Origin of the sequence: Micromonospora sp. NPDC005979 (assembly GCF_040614415.1) — a bacterium.
GTDB lineage: Bacteria > Actinomycetota > Actinomycetes > Mycobacteriales > Micromonosporaceae > Micromonospora.
This window is the reverse complement of sequence record NZ_JBEXUR010000001.1, coordinates 429,431-444,288: the sequence shown is the minus strand read 5'-3', so window position 1 is coordinate 444,288 and position 14,858 is coordinate 429,431. Positions and strand designations below refer to the sequence as shown.

Here is a 14,858-nt window from a genome sequence, read left to right as displayed (position 1 = left end):
GGGTGGAGACGACCGGTACCGGCCTGCCCGCCGCGGCGTCCCCGACGGCGGTCGACGACGTGGACGGCGAGGCGGTCGAAGCCGGCGTCGGCGTCAAGGCTGACGTCGCCGTCGACGTGGGGCTCGGCGTCGCAGTCGGGGACGGCGTCGCGGTCGGGGACGGCGTCCCGGTCGTGGGGCTCGGCGTCGTCGTTGGTGTCCCGGTCGACATGGGGCTCGGCGTCGTGGTTGATGTCGCCGGCGCGAGGGGCGGGGTAGTCGAGGTTCCGGGCGCGGTTGGCGTCGCGGTGGTGGCCGTGGGCGGCGGCGTCGCGGTTCCGGGTGGGGACGTCGTCGTGGGCACGGGCGGTGGCGTAGGGGCAGGTGGAGTCCCCGTCGTGGGCAAAGTGGAGGCAGGCGTCGGGGCGGCGGGCGATGTCGGGGCTGATGTCGGGGCCGGCGCTGAAGTCGCCGCCGACGTCGACGTCGAGGCGGACGTCGAGGTGGCGGCCGGTGCCACCGGCGGGGCTGCCGTGGCTGTCGGCGCGGATGCCACAGTCGGCTGGGGAGCAACTGGCGCCGACGTCGACTGTGGAGGGGGCGACGTCGGCGTCGAGGCGGCGGTCGACGTACCCGAGGCGGGCGCGGCGACCGACGCACCGGAGGCGGGTGTCGACGGCGTCGGTCCCGTCGACGGCGTCGGTCCCGTCGACGGCGAACTGGTCGACGAGATCGGCGTGGCGCTCGCGGTGGCGGCGGACGCGGCCGGAGACGAAGCGGTGGTCGAGGCGGGTGTCGTCGTCGTAGCCGTCGGGCTGCCACCGGCCGCCGTCGTGGCGGTAGGCGCCGCCGTGGCGGAGTTGGCCGCACCCGCCGGACCACCCGCGACGGTTGACGTACCGGCGGGTGGCGACGAGGTGGTGCGCGGCGTCGAACCAGTGGCGGTGGCAGCGGCGCCAGCGGGTCCGCCGACCGTGGTCACCGGCGTACTGCCGGCGGTCGTCCCGGACGTGGATGCTCCCGCCACGCTGCCGCCTCCGGTGGCGGCCACCGGAGCGGCACCCGCCGGACCGCCCGACCCGGCGCTCGTACCGGATGAGACTCCCGGCCCCGACGTGGAGGCAGCAGAACCGGCCCCGACGCCGCCTGCCGGCGATCCGGCCGAGGCCGATGAAGCCGAGGCAGAAGAGGGCGATGCAGCAGTGGCCGGAGCCGAGGCCGACGGTGCCGAGGCCGACGACGCAGACGCCGGAGCCGAGGAGGCCGACGTGGACGATCCGGAGGCCGAGGCCGATGCGGACCCCGCCGATGCCGGGGAGGGCGAACCCGGGGCCGACGTTGCGGACGTCGGCTCGGAGGACGCCGACGACGGGGCAGCCGAGGCCGAGGTGGGTCCTGTGCTTGCCGCCGCCGGGCTGGTCGAGGATGCCGCGCCCCCGCGAGCGGCGGTGATCGGAGCGGCGGTGGACGTGCCCGGCGACGCTGGCCCGGGAGCGGAGCCGGACGCATCCGCCTGCGGCGCGGCGTCCGAGGTGGACCGGTCGGCAGCAGTATCTCCCGCCTTCTCCCCGCCGGTTCCGGTCGACAGGGCGTTCGCGTCGGGTTTCTCGTCGAGACCGGGCTTCTCCTCGACGCCGGGCTTGTCGTCGGCGTCGCCGACCGCCTCGGCGTAGGTGGGCAGGCCGTCCACGTCCGGCACGGTCACCTCGCCCACGCTGCCGCCGTGACTGCCGTTGGACGGTCCGCCCTCGGACGCGCCGCCGATCGTCGCGGCGGTCACCGAGCCCCAGTTGAACGCCTGCCCGAAGATCGCGCCGGTGCTGGCGTCCGCGATGGCCCCGCCGGCACCCTGGGCGGTCGCGGAGATGGCGGCGTACGCGCCCTTGAACTGGATGTCCCTGATCTCGCGCATCCCGTTCCCGGTGATGCTCTGCGTGGTGCTCGTCCACGCGTTGGCCAGGTGTCGGGCGGCCTCGCCGGCGACGAGGCGGCCCGCTCCGGCGGCGACGCCACCGATCACGCTGCCGACGCCGGACACCAGCAGCGACTGGGTGTCCAGGCCGCCGATGCGCAGGCCGCGGGCGATCTGGGCGAGCTGGGTGGCGAGGTCCACGCCGAAGCCGAGAGCGAACTCGGCGGCCAGTTCCGTGACCAGCGTACGCAGGATCGCGTAGAGGATGCCGCGCGCGGTGGCCACCACCACCGGGATGAAGAGCGCGCCGAAGAGGGTGGCCAGCAGCCAGGCGATGGACGCCGCCAACACGATCAGCTGCACGATGATCGTGACCTTGGTCTTCTGGATGTCCGCGGCGGCGTTCATCGAGGTCTTGGCGAGTTCGTCGGTGACGCTGGCGAGGGCGTCGAGGATGGCGGGGAGGTCGGAGCGGACGAGATCGGTGTACGTGGTGGCGGCCGACCCGGTCATCGAGTCGCCGAGCGAACGGGCCTGTCCGGGCATGTCCTCGCGCAGTGCACGCAGGACGACACCGTGGTCGCTCCACAGCCCGTGCATGCGCCGCAACATCGCCTCGTTGCCCTCGGGCCACTCCATGCCGACCACGACCTTCAGCAGCCGCTGAAGGTCGGGGGGAAGCTCGACGACCCCGGGCCCGGAATCCTCCGCCATCGAATCCTCCGTGCCCTCTCCTACTCGCTGGTCAACTCCAGCGAGCCGCCGCCCTGCGCATCGAGTTGCTGGAACGCGTCGGCGATCACGTGCAGGTTGTCGGCGACCCCACCGAGGGTCGCGACCGTCGTGGCGATGTCGGCGAGCTGCTGTTCGGCGGTCCCGACGTAGTTGTTGGCGAACGACTTGCCCGCGTCGTCGTCGCCCCAGCACCCGTAGACGGCATCGAGGTCCCGCTGCAACGCCCTGAGCGCCTCGCCGAGTCGGTCGCCGCCGGCCCCGAGCCGGTCGGCCACGCCGTGCACACCGGGAATGTCCGCGGAGGTGATCTCGGACATCAGTTGTCCCCCCGCAGCCGTGCCTGGTCGGCCGGGGACACCGCGCCCGGCGGCAGGACGTCGAGGGAGGCGCTGAGGAAGCTGCTCACCATCCGGTCCAGGTCGACCCGGCCGCCGGCCAGATCCTGGAACGAGATGCCGGGCAGCACCTCGTCGCCGGCGACGTCGGTGAGCTGGGTCAGGGACTCGGCGCGGGCCGCCGCGATCGTCTCGGTGACGAGCGCGGCCAGCTCGGCCGGGGCCATCTGGCGGTACCGGGCGTTGTGGAACGTCAGCTTGAGGATCTCCCCGCGGGCGTTCACGGCGACCGACAGCATCCGGTCCTTGGAGGTGGTCGTCGTGCCCTGGGCCATCCGCTCGTGCACGCGTCCCAGGCGTTCCCGTTCCTCGGCGAGGGTCTGCAGGGCGGCCTCGAATCCGGCGGCGGTGTCACCGGATGGTCGCTGGTCGGTCATGACGGGCTCCTCTCGGGACGTACGGGTGTCGAAGTCCGAGCGCGTCCGGGGGTTCCCCAACCGTCGGACGATTCGGCCCAGGGGCCGGGGTCGACCGGCGCGGGAACGACCACCCGCCGCTCGCGCTGTTGCGCGCCGACCGCGCCCATGCCCATGCCCATCCCGCCCATCGGCATCATCGGCATCATGGGTGAGCCCGCGCCGGGCGACGCGGCACCGGGCGGGCTGGGTGGGACGTCCCGGTCGGGGTCGAGGTCGCCGGCGAACAACTCGACGCCGGGAGGCGCCGACCCGGCCAGCTCCCGCCCGGTCGCGGTGACCGGAGGTGGCGGCGGCAGGTCCAGCCCGGCCCGCAGGAGCGCCGCCCCGGTGGACGTGAGGACGACCTGGCCCTGCACGTCGTACCCGTCGGGTCGCGTCTGTGGATCCGCGGCCTGGCGGGCCGCGAGGTCGCCCAGCCGGTCGCGGGCGTCGGCCAGCGAGTCGCCGGCCCGGCGCAGCGCGCTCGCGAAGTCGGTCGCGGCGAGCTGGTCGAGCACGGCCGCGACGTGGGCGGATGACGACGGCACCGACGACGAGCCGGTGGTCCGGAAGGCCTCGTCGGCGTCGCGCAGGGCACGACGGTACCGGTCGGCGAGTTCCGCGAAGGTCTGCCGACGCTCCTCGAAGCGGTCCGCGGCGGCGTAGAGCGTCGCGGGCGGCGTACGGCTCAGCCGGGCCGCCGCCTCCTGGAGCAACGCGACGGTCACGACGGCCGTCCGATCGCCTCGGCGGAAGCCCCGTCGCTGTTCTCCTGCCAGGCCTCGTCGTCGCCCTCCAGCCAGATGCTGCGTTCCCGGTCGCGTGGCGGTTGCTGCCCGTGGCCCTGACCCATCGGCGGCATCATCGGCATGCCCTGCCCGGCGGACGGGTCGACGGCCCCCGGGCCCGCCGGGCCGGCCTGCGCGACCGGGACGGCGGGTCGGAGGTCGGTGAGCGGGCCGCCGGCGGTACCGACACCGCCCGCACTGCCCGCCGAGCCACCGCCACCGCCACCGCCACCGGCGGAGCCGATCCCGCCCGTCGAGCCCGTGCCGCCGCCCGAACCGGTCCCCCGCAGGAAGTCGGCGAGGCTGGTCGGCCGGCCGTCCCCGGTGTGGACGCCGTTCTCCTCGATCAGGTCGTCGAGAGCCTCGGTCGCGCTCTCGCGGGCGTCCTGGAGCGCCTCGATCCGGGTCTTCTCCTCGGCGCTCTCCCCCGGCTGCGCCTCGGCGTCCGCGACCAGGTCGTCGATCGCGGCGTCGACCGCCTCCCGGGCCTCGCGGACGGCGTCGTCGTGCAGGGCGTCCTGGGGATCCGTGGTGTCCGCCGACCGGGCCATCTCCTCGAGGGAGTCGTCGAGCGCGTCCCGGGCGTCCTCGAGCGCCTCGCGACGCTGCTCCTTGGACTCGGGATCGGCGTCACTGGCCTCGTTCTCCTCCAACAGATCGTCGATGGCGTCGGTGGCCGCCTCCCGGGCATCCTGCAGGGCCTCACCGGGAGTGCTGGCATCGCCCTTGCCCAGCAGGTCCTCGATGGCCTTGTCCGCGGCCTGCCGGGCGTCGTCGAGCGCCTGCTGACGCTCGGCGCCACCCGCGCCGGACTTGCCCGACAGGTCCGCGATGGCGTCGTCGGCGGCCTTCTTGGCGTCGTTCAGTGCCTGCTGCCGGGCCGCCTCGGACGGCTGTCCACCGCCCGCGCCGGGCCCGGTGCCGCTGCCGGAGCCGCTGGACGGGCCGGACGACTCGGTCGGCAGGCCGCCTCCCGAGGAGCCGCCGCCCGGCATGCCACCGCCGGCCGACTGCAAGCCCTCGATCGCGTCGTTTGCCGCCTTCTGCGCGTCGTCCAGTGCCTTCTGCCGTGCCTGCTCGGCGCCGCCGGTGCTGCCCTTGCCGCCACCCGGACTGCTCGACCCGCCGCCGGGCATGCCGCCGCCGGGACTACCACCGCCACTGCCGGGGCTGCTGCCGCTGCCCGGGCCGCTCCCGCTGCCCTTGCCCCCGCCGCTGCCCTTGCCGCCGCCCGAGCTGCCGGACCCGGGGCTGCCGCCGCTGCCCATGCCCGGCATGCCGCCGCCCGCACCCGCGCCGGAGGTCTCCCCGCTCGGCGCCCCACCGCTGCCGGAGGTACCGCCAGCCGGGTTCGAGAGGCTGTCGATGGCGTCGTTGGCCGCGTTCTGCGCATCCTGGAGGGCCGCCTGCCGCTCGACGGCACCGTCGCCGCCACCGGACCCGGAGCCGTCGCCGCCGCCGGACCCGGAGCCGTCACTGTTCAGCGTGCCGTCGCCGAGGCCCCCGCCGGACGAGCCGCCGGTCGACCCGCCCGTGCTGCCGTCCGGTGCGGCGTCCTGGAGGTTGTCGATCGCGTCGTTCGCCCGGTCCTCGGCCTCGTCCCGCTCGTCCCGGTCCGACGACGAGTCGGAGTCGTCCGACACCGACGAGTCGTCATCATCCTGGTTGGACGAGGAATCGTCGTCGTCCTGGTTCGACGAGGAATCGTCGTCGTCCTGGTTCGACGAGGAATCGTCGTCGTCCTGGTTCGACGAGGAATCGTCGTCGTCCCCGTTTGACGAGGAATCGTCGTCGTCCCCGTTTGACGAGGACGAGTCGTCCGCCGAGCTGGTGAACACGTTCGGCGGAGTGATCTCCAGCGGGTCCAGCGCCTCACCCTTGATGACGTACTTGTCGCTGAGCGTCATCAGCAGCTGCCGCATGTGCGGCATCATGATGTTCTGCTCGACCATCTGGTACGCCGCGTCGCGGGCCTTCTGCAACATGTCCGCCGGCGGGGACAGCTCGACCTCGTTGTACGCGTTGTACACGGCCTGCTCGAACAGCTCCTCCTGCTGGTCGGTGAGCTGGTGGAACGTCTCCACCGCCTCCCAGAAGGCGGTGGCGAACACCTTGATGTCGTGCCCGACGTCGCCGACGAGCTTTCCGTACCCCTCCAGCCGGTCGTGCACGGCGCGGCTGTGGTTGAGCAGCTCCGTCGTCCGCTCCTGGAAGGCGTCACCCGCCTGGCCGACGAATCCCGGGTCCAGTGCCGTCTTGATCCGGTCGAACTCGTCGTTGATGCGGGCGAGTTCGGCCGTGGCCTTCTCGAAGGCGGCCCCCGCGTCGTGCCAGGCGTTGCCGGTCTCCGCCGTGTTGTCCACCAGTTCGCTGACGTACGGCTGCAGGTCCGTCCACACGTGCAGCGAGGCGAACGTCTGCCCACGGGGGGCGGGCGTCTGGAGTGAGCCGACCGAATCCTCGGGCATGGCCTACTTCTCGTCGTCCTCGGGCGTGACGTTCGCGGTGACGCTCGTGCTCGTTGGCACCGACTGGTTGTTGGTGCCGTCGGTGAAGAACCCGCCCTCGTAGTCGTAGTCGACGACGTCGGTGTCGGTGAAGAGCACTTGCGGGGTGATGGAGGTGTCCGGGAAGACGGTGACGTTCAGGTCCTCCGGCGCCGGCAGGGTGACCTCGATGCTGCCGTCGTCGGCCTTCCTCGCCTCACCCGTCATCGGGTCGACCTCGAAGCCGAGGCGCGCGCCGTCGCGGTTGACGTTGTCGCCGGTGTCGTACGTCTCCTCGCCGTCGGCGGGCGGGATGGTGAGGCCGCCGACCGATGCGGTCCAGGTGTCGATCTCGTCGACGGCCTTGCCCTGGAGCGAGTCGGCGTTGGCCTGGTCCTGCTGCTCGAAGATGTCGGCGATGGTGCGCAGCCTGGTGCCGAGCGCCTCGAAGGACGCCTGCAGGTCGAGGGCGTGCTGCCGCAGGCCGGCCCCGCGGTCGGCGACCATGGCCTCGAGCCACTGGGCGGCGTCGAGCTTGCCGGCCTCCAGCGTGCTGGTGTCCGCCGCCGTCTCGAAGATCGTCATGCTGCCGTCGGTCATGAGGTCCTCGATCTGTCTCGCCGCGTCGCGCAACGCGGCGAGGTCGATCTCGGTGCTGTCCGAGCTGGCCATTGCTCACTGCTCCTTTCCGGGCCGAGGTGTGCGTTGCGTCGCGCGGTGCGGGCGGCGGCGCAGCAACTCCCGCCGCCCCCGCGTCTTATCGGGCGCCGAGCTTCTTGTCGGTGGACTGGTAGTCGGCGAAGTTGTCGGCCAGTTCCTTGCTTCGCGCGAGCGTGACGTCGTTCAGCGTGGTGATCCCGTCCCGGACCTTCTGGGCCTTCAGGTCGTAGGCGGCGACGTACTCACCGTTGAAGGCGAGAACCCTCTTCGCCTCCTGCTCGAGGACGTCCAACTGGGCGATCACGTTGTCGCTGATGCGCTTCATCTCGTCGTACGCGACGTCCATGGAGTCGTAGTCGTACTTGATGTAACCCGGATCCGTCACGGCGGATGCTCCTTCTCGGTCTTGGTGGGGGACGGCGATCAGGAGAGGGAACTGCCCTGCTCCTGGTTGAGCCGTTCCAGTTCCGTCTTGCACTCACGCAGAAACTGCTCGCAGTCGTCGAGAAGCTTGAGGATCCCGATCATGTCCGTGCTCCACTCGTCCTGGACCTTGTTCAGCGTCTCCATGAGCGCGCCGGAGTTGGCCGCGTAGAGGGCGTTGACGGTGTCGTCGAGACCCCGACGCTGCTTGTCGAGGTCCTCCTCCGCGGCCTGGTGGTTGTCGGCCGCCGCCTCGACGTCGTCCGGGGTGATGTCGGTGATCGCCATGCTGGCTGCCTCCTGTGCGCCGGTGATCGTTGGCACCGGTAGACAACCAGCCGGCAGCCGGGCGCGGGACCGCTCGGGAGGCTCGCGAGCCGTTCTGCGGGGATTTCCCTCACCCGGATCCAGGAGACCGGATCAGGTGGTCGGCCGCCAGGTCTGGTCGGCGTCGTAGTTGCAGGTCCAGATGGCCGTGGTCGCCAGGTCCCAGCCGATGTCCACGCACATACCGCCGTTCACCGGGCTGATCAGGGCGTCGTCGCGGAGGGTCCAGCGCTGGGTGTCGGCACCGTTGCAGGTGGCGGTCTGCACGAGGGTGCCGTCGGTGACGCCGCTGTCGTTGACGTCGAGGCAGAGCCCGCTGCGGGCGGACCGGATCGTGCCGTCCGACCGCACGTTCCATCGCTGCGACACCTTGTACGGGTCACACGGCTGGATCCGGGAGGCGAGCAGGTCGGTGGCAGCACCCGCGTCCAGGCACTGGCCGGACCGCTCGTGCGCGAACATCGTTCCGGACGGCTTGCTGCTCGGCGTGGGCTTGGGTGCCGCCGGCTTGCGGGTCGGAGAAGGCGGCGCGCTCGCCCGCCGTGTCGGGGTGACGGCCGGGGACTTCGACGGGGCTACCGGGGCGGACGGCGACGGCGCGGCCACCGGCACGACACCGAGCCGGGTGTCGAGCCGGTAGTAGTCGGTGTACCGACGGACCTGGTCCAGGAAGGACAGCGTCGTCGCGTCCGGTACGCCCCCGGCGCGTCGGACGGTGTCCTCGCCGGCCCGCCACGCGGCGAGCGCGAGCAGGTACGGGTCGCCCGGCAGCCCGGCCAGCTCCTTCGCCAGTCGGCACATCGCGAGAGCGAGCACGCCGACCGCGTCCTCGGCCTTCGACGGCGAGGCGTCGGCGGGCGCGTACCGCTGCCACAGCTCCGGCGGCACCCCGGCGACGCCGCCCGGTCCGTCCGCCCGGAACCCGGACACGGCCATCATCTGACCGGCGAGCGCGGCGGCGGGGACCTGCGGGCAGCGCCGGCCGGCGGCGGCGATGACCGGCGCGAGCGCTTCGGGCAGGGGTACGGCGTCCGGGGCCGCCCCGGCGGTGAGGGTCAGCTCGCCGGCGTCCGCGAAGTGCGGCAGGCCCTGGTAGTAGGTGGCGTAGCCAGCCGCCTGGTCGACGTACTCGCCTGCCGAGTCGGGGACCCGGCCGGCCCTGGTCACCGCCGGGACGCCGGCTCGGAAGCCGGCCAGCGACAGCCGCCACGGGTCGCCCTTGACGCCGGCCTGCCGGATCTCACCGCCGAGCTGGCACATGAGGTGTGACAGCGCGGCCACGGCGGCGCCCGGGTCGGTGCGCTGCGCGCCTGGCCAGGGCACCCAGCGTTGCCACTGTTCGTCGTCGAGGCCGGTCAGGCCGCTGCCACCGGAGACCGTGCGCGTGGCGTTCGCGTCCACGCCGGACTCGGCCATGAGCTGCCCGGCGATCCGGGCCGAGGAGATCATCGGGCAGGCGTGCCCCGCCGACAGCACGGCGGACATCTGGTCGTCGGACAGCGACCGTCCGACCATCTCGTCCTGACGCGCGTACGCGGTCACCCCGATGCCGATGGCGGCGGCGACACCGACCGCGACCAGGCCGGCGACCCAGCCACGACCGCGCAGAGACGTCCCACGAGCCCGCACGTTCCGTCCTCCCGACGACGACGCCACGCACCTGCAACGAGATCCGCGGACGCCAGGTTCACGCCGACGACCACCGCCTTCGCAGGGTAGCCAGGCCGGCCGGGGTGATTTCCCCCAGGACCCGCAGCCGGGCCATTCCACCGTCCGGGTACGCGTCGAGGCGTACCCAGGTGACGGCGTCCGCATCGGCGACCAGGAAGCGGTGCCGGGTGTCGGGTTGCAGGCGGGTCACCGGCAGCAGGTCGAACCAGCCGTCCGGGTCGTCCGGGTCGGTGGCGCACCCGCGGACCGCCGCCGCCCCGGGCGCGTTGCCCTTGAAGTGGCTGGTGTCCAGCTCGACGAGGCGGACGACGCCGGGTGCGGCGAGGCGCAGCAGGACCCAGTCATTGCCGTCGTCGCGTCGGCGGGCCGTCTCCCAGCCCTCCCCCATCGTGCGTGCCCGGCCGGGGGCGATCAGGTTGTGGGGCGTGCCGTAGAACATGTCGCTGCATCCCACCACGAGGCCCCCGTGTTCCAGGGCCGCCAGGTCGACCAGGCCGCCGGTGAGGAACCGGGGGTCGGGGGTGGCCTCGCCGTGCACCCGCAGCCGGGCGACACCGCCGTCCGGGAAGATCGACAGCCGTACGTGGGTGACCCGGTGACCCGGTTCGACGGAGAAGACGTTGCGGGTGTCGCCGGCGAGCGCCACCCGGGGCACCAGGGGCGTCCAGGTCGCCTCGGCGAGGTCCCCGGGTGCCGGATGCCCGTCCAGGCGGCAGGCGTCGACGGCCGCGTACGGCGGGTAGTTGCCGGTGAAGTGGCTGGTGTCCACGACGACCGTGTGCACGATCCCGGGTACGCCGAGCCGCACGATGGCGTGGTCGTGCCCGGGGGTACGCCGACGGCGGGTCTCCCACCCCTCGTACACCTGGCCCTTGGCCCCGAACGTGGCCGGGGTGAACGTCGGCGGCTTCGGGTCGACGAGGTGGTCGGCGGGGGCGAAGAACTCGTCGTTGGCGTGGACGACGCCACCGGACAGCGCCCGGGAGGCGAGGTCGGGAAGCGTGGTCATCGGCTGCTCCGGGAGATGAGGCGTCCCCGTGGCGGTCCGTCCGGCGAGACCGGCTGGCCACGCAGCCACACGTCGCGTACGACGCCGTGCAGCGTCCGCCAGGCGTACGGGGTGACGGGGTGGCGGTGCCGCAGCGCGGTCGGGTCGACCACGAACGGCTCGTCCGGCGCGAAGGCGACGAGGTCGGCGTCGAAACCGGGAGCGATGCGCCCCTTGGCGCCCAGTCCGGCGATCTCGGCGGGTCGCTGCGCCATCCAGCGGACGACGTCCACCAACCGGTACCCGCGCCGCCGGGCAGCGCTCCACATCGCCGGCAGCCCGATCTGCAACGACGAGATGCCACCCCACGCGGCGGCGAAGTCACCGCTCGGCGGTCTCTTCAGCGTCGGCGTGCTGGGCGAGTGGTCCGAGACCACACAGTCGATGACGCCGGCGACGAGGCCCGCCCAGAGCCGGTCCTGGTTGACGCGGTCGCGGATCGGCGGGCAGCACTTGTACTCGGTGGCGCCGTCGGGCACCTCCTCGGCGGTGAGGCAGAGGTAGTGGGGGCAGGTCTCGACGGTGACGCTGACACCGGCGCCTCGGGCGGCGGCGATCAGCGGCAGGGCGTCGGCCGACGACAGGTGCAGGATGTGGACGCGCGCGGCGGCGCGGCCGGCCGCGTCCAGCACCTGGGCGATGGCCTCCGTTTCGGCGTTCGGTGGTCGGGACGCCACGAAGTCGGCGTACCGGCGCGACGGCGGTGCGGCGCGCACGGCGTCCGGGTCCTCGGCGTGCACGATGAACAGGGCGTCGACCGCGCGCAGGGCCTCGTCGAGCGCCGGTGGGTCCAGCGGTGGGAACTCCGGCACGCCGGAGTCGACGAGGAAGCACTTGAAGCCGAGGACACCCGCGTGGTGCAGCGCCGCGAGGTCTCCGGCGTTGCCGGGTACGGCCCCACCCCAGAATCCGACGTCCGCGTGGACTCTGCCGTCGGCGGCGCGGCGCTTCACGTCGAGGGCCGGCACCGACACGGTCGGCGGGAGGGAGTTGAGCGGCATGTCGACGATGGTCGTCACGCCGCCGGCTATCGCGGCGCGGGTGGCCGAGGCGAAGCCCTCCCATTCGGTACGCCCGGGTTCGTTGACGTGCACGTGTGTGTCGACGAGGCCGGGCAGCAGGGCCAGGTCGCCGAGGTCGGTGAGCGGCCCGTCGGGTACGGCGGAGTGGTCGGTCACCGCCTCGATGCGTCCGTCGGTGACGCAGACCGTCGCTGGCCGCTCACCCTGCGGGGTGACGACCCGCGTCGAGCGCAGGACGAGGTCGTAGCTCACAGCGCCTCCAGGGTGGCTCGGTCGACGACGACCTCGTCCGGGTCGAGCGCGCCGCAGTCGAGCCCACGGCGCAGGAACCCCGCGAGCGCGTGTGCGGTCGCCGGTTCGTCCAGCACGCCACCGGCCCGGCGGTCCAGGTACGCCGTGAGGCGTTCCACGGTGGCCGCGCGGCTCTCGCGGAAGAAGGCGTAGGTGGCGGCGTACCGGGTGGGCAACTGCGCGGGATGCAGGTCCCAACCCTGGTAGAAGCCCCGCGCGAGGGACCGCCGGACCAGGCTCGTGTGCAGCCGCCAGGCCCGGTGTACGGCCGTCGCGTCGCCGACCGGGAGCACGTTCGACGAGCCGTCGCTGAGGCGTACGCCGGTGCCGGCCGCCGCCGCCTGCATGACGGCCTTGGCGTGGTCGGCGACGGGATGGTCGAGCGACTGGTGGGCGGCCGCGACGCCGCAGGCGGCGCTGTAGTCGTAGGTGCCGTAGTGCAGCCCGACGCACCGGCCCTGGGCGGCGGTGATCATGCGGGCGACGGTGGCGGTGCCGTCCGCGCCCAGCACCGCCTCCGGGGTCTCGATCTGCAGCTCGAAGCGCAGGCTCGCGGCCGGCAGCGCGTACGCCGCCTCCAGCGCCGCGCACAGCAGGGACATCGCCGCGACCTGCTCGACGGCCCGGACCTTCGGCAGGGTGACGACGAAGCCGGGTGGGGGTGGACCGAGCGCGTCGAGGAACACGTCGAGGGTACGGATCGCCCGGTCCCGGGTGTCGGGGTCGAGGCTCTTGCAGCGCAACCCGACGAACGCGGGGCGCGGGCCGTCCCGCAGCGCCGTCGCGGCGACGCGGGCGGTCTCGTCCTCCTCGTCGTCGTCGCGTACGCCGTAACCGTCCTCGAAGTCGAGACGGAGATCCTCGATGGGCTCGCTGGACAGCTTCGCCAGCACGCGGTCGCGCAGCTCCACTCCGAACGGCAGGGGTGGGCACCCGTTCAACGTGTCGAGCGCCTGCTCGCCCCACCGCCGACACAGGTCCGGGGTGTACCGGTCCGCCGGGACGTACACGGTGTGCACCGGCTGCCGGCCGGGGGCCGCACCCGGGTAGCGCCGCCGTAGCGCCTCGTCGACCGGCGCGAGCCGGCGGTCCAGTTCGAGGCCGGTCCGCTCGTGCAGTCGGCGGCCCATCAGTCGACGACCTCGTACGCGGGCACCGTGAGGAAGTCGACGAACTCGTCGTCCAGCGCGCCCCGCTCGACGAGGGCACGGGCGTCCGGCCACCGTCCGGCCGCGTAGGCGGTCTCCCCCACGGCGTGCCGGATTCCGGCCAGCTCCTCCCCCACGACGCGTCGGACGAGGTCCGCGGAGACCGTCTCGCCGGTGTCGGCCAGCGGGACACCCTGGTGCGCCCACTGCCAGACCTGGGCGCGGGAGATCTCGGCGGTGGCCGCGTCCTCCATGAGGTTGTTGATGGCGACGGCCCCGACGCCCCGGAGCCAGGCCTCCAGGTAGCGCAGCGCGACCGAGACGTTGGTCCGCAGTCCGGCCGAGGTGACCTCGCCGCCCGCGACCGTGAAGTCGAGCAGCCGGTCGGCGGCCACCCGCACGTCGTCGCGCGTGCGGTCCAGTTGGTTGTCCCGCTGCCCGAGGACGCCGTCGAAGACCTCGCGGCAGACCGGCACCAGCGCCGGGTGGGCCACCCAGGAGCCGTCGAAGCCGTCGTTCGCCTCGCGCTCCTTGTCCGCGCGGACCTGCGCGAAGGCCGCCGCGTTCCGCTGCGCGTCACCGCCGGGCACGAAGGCCGACATGCCGCCGATCGCGACCGCGCCGCGGCGGTGACAGGTCGCGACGAGCAGATCGGTGTACGCGCGCAGGAACGGCGCGGTCATCGTGATCGCGGCACGGTCGGGCAGGACGGTGCGCTCGCGGAAGTTCTTGATGATGGAGAACAGGTAGTCCCAGCGCCCCGCGTTGAGCCCGGCGGCGTGCGGTCCCAGCGCGTGCAGGATCTCGTCCATCTCGAACGCCGCCGTGATGGTCTCGATGAGCACGGTCGCGCGGATCGCGCCGCGTCCGATGCCGAGCGTGTCCTCGGCGTACGCGAACACGTCGTGCCAGAGCCGCGCCTCGGAGTGGCTCTCCAGCTTCGGCAGGTAGTAGTACGGGCCGACGCCCCGCGCGATCGACTCCCGCGCGTTGTGGAAGGCGTGCAGGCCGAAGTCGACGAGCGCGCCGGCGGCCGGCACCCCGTCGACCAGCACGTGACGCTCGTCGAGATGCCAGCCCCGTGGTCGTACGACGATGGTGGCGAGCGGCCCGTCGGCGCGCAGGGCGTAGTGCCGCCCGTCCGGCGCGTCGTGGGTGATCGTGGCGCGTACGGCGTCGTACAGGTTGATCTGCCCGGCCATGACGTTCGCCCAGTGCGGCGTGTTGGCGTCCTCCAGGTCGGCGAGCCAGACCTGCGCGCCGGAGTTGAGCGCGTTGATGGCCATCTTGCGGTCGGTGGGTCCGGTGATCTCCACGCGCCGGTCCACGAGACCCGGTGGCGGCGGGGGCACCCGCCACTCGGATTCGCGGATGTCCTTCGTCTCGGTCAGGAAGTCGAGTCGGCCGGTCCGGGCGATCTCCGCGCGTCGCCGGGCGCGACGGGCGAGCAGTTCCGCACGACGGGCGTCGAAGCGCCGGTGCAGCTCGCTGACGAACTCCAGCGCCTCGGGGCTGAGGATTTCCCGTTCGGTCATCGTCGGCACGTGCACTCCTGTCCTCGCTGTCGGGTGGGCC

Annotated in this window: 15 protein-coding genes; 3 read left to right on the top strand and 12 right to left on the bottom strand. The window is 73.1% G+C overall.

Going from position 1 to position 14,858, the window contains the following annotated elements; all coding sequences use genetic code 11:
- The first annotated feature begins 2 nt into the window (after nt 1-2).
- Genes ABZ272_RS01835 through ABZ272_RS01825 form a run of 3 tightly spaced genes read left to right on the top strand, consistent with a single transcriptional unit; the run spans nt 3 to nt 2,558 of the window.
- Entirely contained in the window at nt 3-1,652 is a 1,650-nt protein-coding gene (locus ABZ272_RS01835) for a hypothetical protein (protein WP_355047980.1), read from the top strand.
- Nucleotides 1,653-1,712: 60 nt separating this feature from the next.
- On the top strand, nt 1,713-2,153 hold the full coding sequence (locus ABZ272_RS01830) for a hypothetical protein (RefSeq protein ID WP_355047979.1): 441 nt from the start codon (nt 1,713-1,715) through the stop codon (nt 2,151-2,153).
- Nucleotides 2,154-2,168: 15 nt separating this feature from the next.
- Nucleotides 2,169-2,558 carry a hypothetical protein gene (locus ABZ272_RS01825; RefSeq protein ID WP_355047978.1) on the top strand — a complete coding sequence of 130 codons (390 nt, stop codon included), beginning with the start codon at nt 2,169-2,171 and terminating at the stop codon, nt 2,556-2,558.
- Between the two features lie 67 nt (nt 2,559-2,625).
- Here ABZ272_RS01825 and ABZ272_RS01820 read toward each other — a convergent pair whose 3' ends face one another.
- The 12 genes from ABZ272_RS01820 to aceB form a co-directional block, all read right to left on the bottom strand.
- Complete coding sequence (locus tag ABZ272_RS01820; protein ID WP_355047977.1) at nt 2,626-2,943, bottom strand: hypothetical protein; 318 nt, start codon at nt 2,941-2,943, stop codon at nt 2,626-2,628.
- Complete coding sequence (locus ABZ272_RS01815; RefSeq protein ID WP_355047976.1) at nt 2,943-3,398, bottom strand: YbaB/EbfC family nucleoid-associated protein; 456 nt, start codon at nt 3,396-3,398, stop codon at nt 2,943-2,945. Before ABZ272_RS01815 ends, ABZ272_RS01820 begins: the two co-directional genes overlap by 1 nt.
- Nucleotides 3,395-4,147, bottom strand: a complete 753-nt coding sequence (locus ABZ272_RS01810; RefSeq protein WP_355047975.1) for a hypothetical protein — start codon at nt 4,145-4,147, stop codon at nt 3,395-3,397. Before ABZ272_RS01810 ends, ABZ272_RS01815 begins: the two co-directional genes overlap by 4 nt.
- On the bottom strand, nt 4,144-6,675 hold the full coding sequence (locus ABZ272_RS01805) for a hypothetical protein (protein WP_355047974.1): 2,532 nt from the start codon (nt 6,673-6,675) through the stop codon (nt 4,144-4,146). Before ABZ272_RS01805 ends, ABZ272_RS01810 begins: the two co-directional genes overlap by 4 nt.
- Before the next feature lie 3 nt (nt 6,676-6,678).
- Entirely contained in the window at nt 6,679-7,365 is a 687-nt protein-coding gene (locus ABZ272_RS01800) for a hypothetical protein (protein WP_355047973.1), read from the bottom strand.
- Nucleotides 7,366-7,450: 85 nt separating this feature from the next.
- Complete coding sequence (locus ABZ272_RS01795; protein ID WP_355047972.1) at nt 7,451-7,738, bottom strand: hypothetical protein; 288 nt, start codon at nt 7,736-7,738, stop codon at nt 7,451-7,453.
- A 38-nt stretch (nt 7,739-7,776) separates the two neighbouring features.
- Complete coding sequence (locus ABZ272_RS01790; protein ID WP_355047971.1) at nt 7,777-8,064, bottom strand: WXG100 family type VII secretion target; 288 nt, start codon at nt 8,062-8,064, stop codon at nt 7,777-7,779.
- A gap of 132 nt (nt 8,065-8,196) precedes the next feature.
- Entirely contained in the window at nt 8,197-9,732 is a 1,536-nt protein-coding gene (locus ABZ272_RS01785) for a ricin-type beta-trefoil lectin domain protein (RefSeq protein WP_355047970.1), read from the bottom strand.
- Between the two features lie 58 nt (nt 9,733-9,790).
- Nucleotides 9,791-10,783, bottom strand: coding sequence for an allantoicase (gene alc, locus ABZ272_RS01780; RefSeq protein ID WP_355047969.1), 993 nt, complete (start codon nt 10,781-10,783; stop codon nt 9,791-9,793).
- On the bottom strand, nt 10,780-12,096 hold the full coding sequence (allB, locus tag ABZ272_RS01775) for an allantoinase AllB (protein ID WP_355047968.1): 1,317 nt from the start codon (nt 12,094-12,096) through the stop codon (nt 10,780-10,782). Before allB ends, alc begins: the two co-directional genes overlap by 4 nt.
- Complete coding sequence (locus ABZ272_RS01770; RefSeq protein WP_355047967.1) at nt 12,093-13,265, bottom strand: hypothetical protein; 1,173 nt, start codon at nt 13,263-13,265, stop codon at nt 12,093-12,095. The genes allB and ABZ272_RS01770 overlap by 4 nt, the downstream gene beginning before the upstream one ends.
- Nucleotides 13,265-14,818, bottom strand: coding sequence for a malate synthase A (aceB, locus tag ABZ272_RS01765; RefSeq protein ID WP_355047966.1), 1,554 nt, complete (start codon nt 14,816-14,818; stop codon nt 13,265-13,267). Before aceB ends, ABZ272_RS01770 begins: the two co-directional genes overlap by 1 nt.
- Nucleotides 14,819-14,858 lie beyond the last annotated feature (40 nt).